The organism is Caloramator proteoclasticus DSM 10124, from assembly GCF_900129265.1.
Lineage (GTDB): Bacteria > Bacillota > Clostridia > Clostridiales > Caloramatoraceae > Thermobrachium > Thermobrachium proteoclasticum.
The window spans coordinates 1-1,820 of the sequence record NZ_FQVG01000108.1 but is presented as its reverse complement, the minus strand read 5'-3'; the positions used below and the strand labels follow the sequence as shown (position 1 = coordinate 1,820).

General features: G+C 27.0%; 2 protein-coding genes. Both read right to left on the bottom strand.

All coding sequences use genetic code 11. The features are described 5' to 3' along the window. Positions 1–320: 320 nt before the first annotated feature. Positions 321–926: an alpha/beta hydrolase gene (locus BUB63_RS13055; protein ID WP_242947386.1), complete on the bottom strand. Its 606-nt coding sequence runs from the start codon at positions 924–926 to the stop codon at positions 321–323. A 5-nt stretch (positions 927–931) separates the two neighbouring features. Further along, complete coding sequence (locus BUB63_RS13960; protein WP_242947385.1) at positions 932–1,222, bottom strand: hypothetical protein; 291 nt, start codon at positions 1,220–1,222, stop codon at positions 932–934. Positions 1,223–1,820: the final 598 nt, after the last annotated feature.

The window sequence follows — 1,820 nt, the reverse complement described above, 5'->3', positions numbered from 1 at the left end:
ATATTATCACGTCTTTTTTATCTTGTCAACACCTTTTTTTCGGTGTTTTTATTTCTTTCTGTCGCTCGCTTCAAGCGACTTTTATATATTATCATGTAGATAATAAAATTTATGTATTTTAGTTAGGCATTAAATTAAAATATATATGTTTATCTTCTTTTTTCTATTTTTATCTCAAGTTTTTATATAGCGACACTCTTGGAAATGTTGTTTGTATTTTTATATTGAATTTATAAATGTAACTTTACTTTATTACTTATTAATTATAAAATAAAAAAACTACTTCCTCTTATCAAAAGAAAGTAGTTTTTCTATTTTTATTAAAATACTATCTGTTCTAAAAACTCTCCAACTAATCTATCATATTCATCTTTATTATTCCAATAAGCTTCTGCATGTCCCGCATTAGGTGCCAAATATATTTTTTTAAACCCCTTCTTTTTAGCATTATACATATCAACACTCATTTGATATGGTACATAATCATCATTTTTCCCATGTATAAAGAAAATTGGAGTTTCAACATTTTCAATTGCTTTTATTGGAGACACTTCTCTAAAAAATATTCCTGCCCTTATCTTTGTAATCAAACTTGCTGAATAGTACAAAGGAAAAGGATAAATGTGAAAATCTTTTCTCATTCTGTATTTTAATATACCTGACATACTTGAATAAGCACAATCCGCTATATAAAATGACACTCTATCATCTATTTCTGAATTTAATAAAACCGTTGCTGCTCCCATAGATTCACCCATTATTCCAACCTTACCTCCATCACCAAGCCTTGTAAATAACCAATCTGTAACTGCCTTCAAGTCATATTTTTCATAATGTCCAAATGTAGTATTTTTCCCTCCACTTAACCCATGATTTCTGTGATCATATATTAATACACTAATTCCTCTTTTTAGAAATATATCCATATATTTTACCGACCATAAAGTGTATAGGTTATCCCATGACATATAATTACAGCCTTATTTGAATTTGGTACTTCAAAATACATAGTATTAAGTTCATATCCATATGGTGATTTAATTTTTATTTCCTCTCTTTTTAAACTATTAAACTTTTCTTCTATTATTTTTCCTTTATCAACTTCTATTTTATATGTTTCTTCATACTTAAAGCATTTAGGTTTTATCACTTGTTGTGAAAAATAAATTCCTCCCATTAATACTATCAAAACAATTCCCCCAACTAAAATACCTGCTAACATAGTATCCCCCTTATAATACTATTAAATTATATTATATCACTAAAACAGTTTATGTTTTATTTTTGAAGAATAAATTAGATTTATATCTATGTTAAGTATAAAATAAATCCATAATGAAGTTATAAGAAAAATATTTATATATAACCAATAGCTTTATCTATAAATTCCCTTTTAATACATTTTTAAATTATCCACAGACTTTTATAATATTCTTATGCAAATTATCAACATTAACATACTTTTTACTACTGTGAATAACTTCTTTGATTATAAAAAATAAGCCATAAATAATCAAACGTATTGATATTAACAAGGAACTCTAAATGTTCTCATTATATTATCAAGACAAGTTTAAATTATTTATGACTCTATCAATCTCATTTATTTTACATCTAATTACTTTTTCATCATTTCTTTAAGCGACCTACTCTCCCACACCGCATTAGTGCAGTACCATCGGCCCGGCGGAGCTTAACCGACCTTTCTTGAATGCGTACAGGTACTCAAAGGGCCTTTTAGATGTATTTGAAGTAAATAAGGTTCTATAATAAATGTTGGGGCGTAGCCCCAGCATATTTTTTTACAAAAAAATATGCAC